Source organism: Methylobacterium sp. CCH5-D2 (assembly GCF_001556475.1).
Classification (GTDB): domain Bacteria; phylum Pseudomonadota; class Alphaproteobacteria; order Rhizobiales; family Beijerinckiaceae; genus Methylobacterium; species Methylobacterium hispanicum.
In genome coordinates, this window is sequence record NZ_LSIX01000804.1 from 1 (window position 1) to 6,794 (window position 6,794).

5 protein-coding genes are annotated in these 6,794 nt (G+C 71.2%); 4 read left to right on the plus strand and 1 reads right to left on the minus strand.

What is annotated here, in order from left to right; all coding sequences use genetic code 11:
- The first annotated feature begins 30 nt into the window (after positions 1 to 30).
- The 3 genes from AX737_RS21250 to AX737_RS33500 all read left to right on the plus strand — a co-directional run bounded on the left by AX737_RS21250 (position 31) and on the right by AX737_RS33500 (position 5,286).
- Positions 31 to 1,245 carry an efflux RND transporter periplasmic adaptor subunit gene (locus AX737_RS21250; RefSeq protein ID WP_082773202.1) on the plus strand — a complete coding sequence of 405 codons (1,215 nt, stop codon included), beginning with the start codon at positions 31 to 33 and terminating at the stop codon, positions 1,243 to 1,245.
- Between the two features lie 23 nt (positions 1,246 to 1,268).
- Positions 1,269 to 4,436: a multidrug efflux RND transporter permease subunit gene (locus AX737_RS21255; protein ID WP_066924704.1), complete on the plus strand. Its 3,168-nt coding sequence runs from the start codon at positions 1,269 to 1,271 to the stop codon at positions 4,434 to 4,436.
- A 235-nt stretch (positions 4,437 to 4,671) separates the two neighbouring features.
- Entirely contained in the window at positions 4,672 to 5,286 is a 615-nt protein-coding gene (locus AX737_RS33500) for a hypothetical protein (RefSeq protein WP_156453868.1), read from the plus strand.
- 18 nt (positions 5,287 to 5,304) lie between these two features.
- On the opposite strand, the gene AX737_RS21265 is transcribed toward AX737_RS33500, so the two are convergent.
- The gene (locus tag AX737_RS21265) at positions 5,305 to 5,538 is read right to left on the minus strand and encodes a GcrA family cell cycle regulator (RefSeq protein ID WP_066924708.1); all 234 of its coding nucleotides are present in this window, start codon (positions 5,536 to 5,538) and stop codon (positions 5,305 to 5,307) included.
- Positions 5,539 to 6,095: 557 nt separating this feature from the next.
- On the opposite strand from AX737_RS21265, the gene AX737_RS21270 reads away from it, so the two are divergent.
- The coding region (locus AX737_RS21270; protein WP_066924710.1) for an NAD-dependent epimerase/dehydratase family protein at positions 6,096 to 6,794 on the plus strand (699 nt) is incomplete at its 3' end.

Consider the following 6,794-nt stretch of genomic DNA (forward strand, 5'->3'; position numbering starts at 1 on the left):
CTCCCCGCCCACCGTCCGCCGACCCGACCCATCGCGTGGCCCGTCGCGGCGCTCCTGGGCGCGGTGCTCGTCTCCGTCTCCGCCTGCAACCAGCGCCAGGCCGCCGCGCCCGTCCCCGCGGTCGCGCCGGAGGTCGGCGTGGTCACGGTGGCGCCGCAGCCGATCCCCTACGTGCGCGACCTGCCCGGCCGCGTCGCGCCGATGCGGATCGCGGAGGTGCGCTCGCGCGTCTCCGGCCTCGTGGTGAAGCGGCTGTTCGAGCAGGGCTCGGCGGTCAAGGAGGGCGACGTTCTCTACAAGATCGACCCGGCTCCCTACGAGGTCGAGCTGATGAGCGCCGAGGCGACGCTGGCCAACCGGGAGGCGGCCCTGGTGCTCGCCAACCAGCAGGCCGAGCGCCTGGAGACCCTGCTCGCCCGCAACACCGCGAGCCAGGCCCAGTACGACACGGCGTTCGCGGGCAAGAAGCAGGCGGAGGCCGAGGTGGCGGGCGCGAAGGCCGCGCGCGACCGGGCCAAGCTCAACCTCGGCTGGACCGAGGTGCGCGCGCCGATCTCCGGCCGCATCGGCCGGGCGCTGCTGACCGAGGGCACCCTGATCGAGCAGGGCGCGACGGGCGTGCTCGCCACGATCCAGCAGCTCGACCCGATCTACGTCGACATCACGCAGTCGGTCGGCGAGCTGAACAAGCTGCGGCGCGACCTCGCCAGCGGCGAGCTCTCGAAGCTCGAGAACGACACCGCCAACGTCCACCTGATCATGGACGACGGCGAGCTCTACCCGCTCGCCGGCCGCCTGCTCTTCTCGGACGTCACCGCCGACCCGAGCACCGGCCAGGTGACCCTGCGCGTGCTGATCCCGAACCCGAACGACGAGCTCTTCCCCGGCATGTACGTCCGCGCCCGGATCAAGCAGGGCATCGATTCCGACGCGATCGCGGTACCCCAGCAGGCGATCCAGCGCACCGCCGACGGCAAGCCCGAGGTCTGGGTGGTGAAGGAGGGCAACAAGGTCGCCCTGCAGCCGGTCGAGGTCGGGCCGGTGGTCGGCCAGAACTGGCTGATCCGCGAGGGGCTGAAGGCCGGCGAGCGCATCGTGGTCGAGGGCTTCCAGAAGATCTCGGCCGGCATCGAGGTGAAGCCGGTCGATCAGACCGCGCCGCACGAGAGCGAGGCCGGCAAGCCGCACGACCCGGACGAGGCCGAGAGCGAGGCCCGGCGCCAGGCCGCGAGCCAGGTCCGCTGAGCGCGCCCCGGGGAGTCTGAGCCATGGCACGCTTCTTCATCGACCGCCCGGTCTTCGCCTGGGTCGTCGCGCTGTTCATCATCCTGGGCGGCGCCCTCTCGATCCCGATGCTGCCGATCGCGCAGTACCCGGTGATCGCCCCGCCCTCGATCGCGCTCTCCACCGCCTTCCCGGGCGCCTCGGTCGAGAGCCTCTACACGGGCACCACCCGGCTCATCGAGGACGAGCTGAACGGGGCGGCCAACATCATGAGCTTCGAGTCGACCACCGACTCGTTCGGCTCGATCAACATCACGGCGACCTTCCAGCCCGGCACCGACCCGGCGCTGGCCTCCGTCGAGGTGCAGAACCGCCTCAAGCGCGTCGAGGCCCGCCTGCCCGCGGAGGTGCGCCAGAACGGCATCCTGGTCGAGGAGGCCTCGGCGGCCACGCTCAACATCATCACGCTGGTCTCGACCGACGGGAAGATGGACGAGATCGGGCTCGGCGACTTCCTGATCCGCAACGTGATCAACGAGATCCGGCGCATCCCCGGGGTCGGCCGCGCGACCCTCTACTCGACCGAGCGCTCGCTCCGGGTCTGGGTCGATCCGGACAAGCTGCGCGGCCTCTCGCTGACGCCCGAGGACGTCACCGACGCGATCCGCAACCAGAACATCCAGATCGCCTCCGGCGCGGTCGGCGCCCAGCCGAGCCCGGTCGATCACGCGGTCTTCGCGCCGATCATCGTGAAGGGCCAGCTCAGCACGGTGGATGATTTCGGCGCGATCGTGCTCCGGGCCAACCCCGACGGCTCGAACGTGCGCCTGCGCGACGTCTCGCGGATCGAGCTCGGCGGCGACGCCTACCAGTTCTCGACGCGGCTGAACGGTGGCGAGGCGGCCGGCATCTCGGTGACGCTGGCGCCCGACGGCAACGCGCTGGAGACCGCCCGGGGCATCCGCGCCAAGATGGAGGAGCTGGCCCAGTTCTTCCCGCCGGGCCTGAAATGGGACATCCCCTACGACATCACGCCCGCCGTCGAGGCCTCGATCGAGAAGGTGCTGCACACCCTCGTCGAGGCGGTGGTGCTGGTCTTCATCGTGATGTTCCTGTTCCTGCAGAACATCCGCTACACGCTGATCCCCACCATCGTCGTGCCGATCGCGCTCATGGGCACCGTCACGGTGATGCTGCTCGCAGGGTTCTCGATCAACGTGCTCACCATGTTCGGCATGGTGCTGGCGATCGGCATCCTGGTCGACGACGCCATCGTCGTCGTCGAGAACGTCGAGCGCATCATGAACGAGGAGGGTCTCCATCCGAAGGAGGCCACCCGCAAGGCCATGGACCAGATCACCGGCGCCATCATCGGCATCACGCTGGTGCTGGTCGCGGTGTTCATCCCGATGGCCTTCTTCCCCGGCTCGGTCGGCATCATCTACCGGCAGTTCTCGATCGCGATGGTCACCTCCATCGCCTTCTCGGCGCTGCTCGCCCTGACCCTGACGCCCGCGCTCTGCGCCACGCTCCTGAAGCCCATCGAGAAGGGCCACGGCCACGCCAAGGGCGGCTTCTTCGGCTGGTTCAACCGGGTGGTGGACCGCGAGACCGCGCGCTACGGCCGCGGCACCCGCTGGTTCATCCGGAAGTCCGGCCGGGTGATGCTGGTCTACCTCGCGCTGGTGGCGGGCGTCGGCTACGCCTTCCTGCGCCTGCCCGAGGGCTTCCTGCCGATCGAGGACCAGGGCTTCTTCACGGTCGACATCCAGACTCCGCCGGGCGCTTCCTACAACCGCACGCAGGCGGCGGTGCGCAAGGTCGAGGAGCACCTGCTCGCCCAACCCGGCGTCGCCACCGTGACGATGCTCAACGGCTTCTCGTTCTCGGGCCAGGGCCCGAACCTGAGCCAGGCCTTCGTCACCCTCAAGCCCTGGTCCGAGCGCGACGCCGACAACTCCGCCGCCGCCCTGGTGGCCGGTACCAACGCGGCGCTCGCCGGCTACCGCGACGCGATCATCGACGCGCAGGAGCCGCCGCCGGTGGACAACCTCGGCAACGCGGCGGGCTTCTCGTTCCGCCTGCAGGACCGGGCGCAGCGGGGCTACTCGGCGCTGGCGGCGGCCGAGGCCCAGCTCCTCAAGATCGCGCAACAGAGCCCGATCCTGCAGAAGGTGAAGATCGAGGGCCTGCCGGCGACCCCCCAGGCCGAGCTGATCATCGACCGCGAGAAGGCGGCGGCTCTGGGCGTGAAGTTCGAGGACATCAACGCCACGATCCAGGTGAACCTCGGCTCGGTCTACACCAACGACTTCCCGAACCGGGGCAAGATGCAGCGCGTCTACGTGCAGGCCGAGCAGCTGCAGCGCATGCAGGCCGCGGACATCCTCAACTACGCGGTGAAGAACAGCCAGGGCACCATGGTGCCGATGTCCTCCTTCGCCGACCTCAAGTGGAGCATGGGCCCGAGCCAGATCGTGGGCTTCAACGGCTACCAGTCGGTGCGCTTCACCGGCGAGCCGGCCAAGGGCTACACGTCCGGCGAGGCGATCGCCGAGATGGAACGGCTGATGGGCCAACTGCCCAAGGGCTTCGGCTACACCTGGACCGGCCAGTCGCTGCAGGAGAAGCAGGCGGGCTCCCAGGCCTCGCTGCTGCTCGCCCTCTCGGTGCTGATCGTGTTCCTGTGCCTGGCGGCGCTCTACGAGAGCTGGGCGATCCCGTTCTCGGTGCTGCTCGTCATCCCGCTCGGCGTGATCGGCTCGGTCGCGGCGGTGTATCTGCGCGGCCTGCCGAACGACGTCTACTTCAAGATCGGGCTGATCACGATCATCGGCCTCTCGGCCAAGAACGCGATCCTGATCGTGGAGTTTGCCAAGGACCTCTGGAAGCCGGGGACCAACATCGTCGAGGCGACGATCGAGGCGGCGACGCTGCGCTTCCGGCCGATCGTGATGACCTCGCTCGCCTTCATCTTCGGCGTGGTGCCGCTGGCCGTCGCCACGGGCGCGGCCTCGAAGAGTCAGCAGGCGATCGGCACCGGCGTGATGGGCGGCATGATCTCGGCGACCGTCTTGGCGGTGTTCTTCGTGCCGGTCTTCTTCGTGGTGGTGATGCGGCTCTTCCGCCGCCGCGACGTCGAGGCCGGGATGCGGGAGAGCGCGGAGCCCGGGACCGTGCGCCCGCCGCAGCACGGCGTGCCGGCCGAGTAGGGGCCGGCCGGATCGCGGCAGCGGAGCCGCGCCCGGCGCAAGACGAGGCAAGTCACGCCGCGAGGCAAGTCACCGGACGAACCAAGTCCAGGCGCGAGCCTGGACTTGGTCCGGAGCCGACAGAGTGCGGACTGATCTTCGTCGTGCGGCGCGTGGACGCCCGGCCGTGTTTTCGGTAGTCTTCACCGTATGGTGATCGGGCTCCCGGCCCGCGCCGCCATACGGAGGGATGCCGATGCCGTTCCGATCCCCTCTCGGGCTGGGCCTCGCCCTGGCCGCCCTCGTCCTCGTGCAGTCCGGCGCGCGCGCCGAACCGTCGGCCGGAACCTGGACGGATCCGCCCCCGAAGCCCGGCGCCCCGGCCGCCGTCTCGCCGCCCCGCGCCGAGCCGGCACGGGCGGGCGGGCCCGCCGCCGAGGCGGTTGCCGCGAAGGCATCCGCCAAGTCCTCTGCCAAGGTGTCCGCCAAGCCCGATGCCAAGCTTGCCGCCGCGCCCGCACGGGCCGAGATAGCCGCGAGGAAACCCGCGCGGACGGCGCGTGCCGCACCGTCCCGCCGCGCGGTCGCGGCCCGGCCGGTGGTGCGACCCGAGCGGAGCGCGCGGCGCGCCGTCGTGCGGCCGGTCCGGGTCGCGCGGCCGTACGACCGGGACTGGCCGCCCACCGAGCCGGCGGCGCAGCCCGACTACCCGATGCCGCGGGCCTACGATGCGCGGGACCCGCGGCTGGAGCGCCTCTGGAGCGCCGAGGAGGCCGGCTACCTCGCGGTGCGCGGGCGCCACGTGGCCTATCCGGACGGGCGCGTCCTCAGGATCTACCGCCCGCGCGGGGACGACGAGGATCTCGACTGAGGCGCGAGGCCGGCGCGGTCAGCGGATGCGGCCGGGCCGGGTCGGCTCGAAGACGATGCGGCGGTGGTAGGCGCACCAGCTCTTGCCGTCCTGCACGGGCGCGCCGCAGCAGACGGCGCGCTCGGTCGGCTCGCCGATGATGAACTTGCAGACGAAGGCCCCCGACTGCGCGAAGGGCACGCGCAGGTCGGCGGAGGGCTCCTTGATGGTCTCGGCTTCGCCGATCTGGGACATGCGGACGAGTTGGTTCATCGGGCGACTTGAGAGGGTTCCGGGATCCTGCCGTCTCGGGGCGCCGGCCCGGCAGGGACATGGCCGTGGAATCTGCGCGGCCGGTGCCGGGTCGGGCACCGGCCCGATCCCGTCCGGGACGGCACGCAGGCGTCATCGTATTGTTGTAGCTGGGATTCCGGCGCGGGAAAACAAGACCGGCCGCGCGTCGGCCCGGCCGCGCACAAGCGTTGCCGTCAGAGGCCGCCCGCCGCGCCGCCGGGGTCCGGCGGTTCCGGACAGTCCTGGCGGGTTCCTATAGTGTGTTCGCTGCGTGCCGTCGCGGGTTGCGCCGGAAATCGGCGCGCCGAAATCAGGTGTCGGTCCCGGTCCGGGCCCCGCCCGCCGGACGCCCGGTCATGTGGCCATCGCAACCCTCGCCCGTGGTTTTTGCGAGCCGCGCCGACCCTGCGGCGGCGAGCCGGCGCCGAATCAGGCCCGGTCCGGGCGCCCGACCCGGCGCTTGAGCCGCATCGTCGGGCGGTGTAGGCGTCCGGCCGACGGCCCCGCGCGGCGCTCCGGGCCGCGGGAGAGAGGCGATGCGCGTCCTCGTGACCGGCTCGGCCGGGTTCATCGGCTACCATCTCTGCCGGCGCCTGCTCGCCGAGGGCCACGCCGTCACCGGCCTCGACGCCTTCTCGGACTACTACGATGTCGGCCTGAAGCGGGCCCGGCACGCGGATCTGGCGCGCCTGCCCGGCTTCACCCCCGTCGAGGGCCGGCTGGAGACGCCGGGCCTGCTCGGCGACCTCCTGGGTCGGGCGAGCCCGGAGGTCGTGGTCCACCTCGCCGCCCAGGCCGGCGTGCGCTACAGCCTGGAGAACCCGCAGGCCTACGCCGATTCCAACCTCGTGGGCAGCTTCAACCTGCTGGAGGCGGTGCGCGCCAACCCGGTGCGCCACCTGCTGCTGGCCTCGACGAGCTCGGCCTACGGCGGCAACGCGGCCCTGCCCTTCCGCGAGACCGACCGGGCGGTGAGCCCGCTGACCTTCTACGCCGCGACCAAGCTCGCCATGGAGGCGATGGCGCATTCCTACAGCCACCTCTTCGCCATCCCGACGACGGCCTTCCGCTTCTTCACCGTCTACGGGCCCTGGGGCCGGCCCGACATGGCGCTGTTCCTGTTCACCGGCAAGATCCTGGCGGGCGAGCCGATCGAGGTCTTCGCGGGCGGCGCGGCGGAGCGGGACTTCACCTATATCGACGACCTCGTGGAGGCCGTGCGCCGCCTCGTGGAC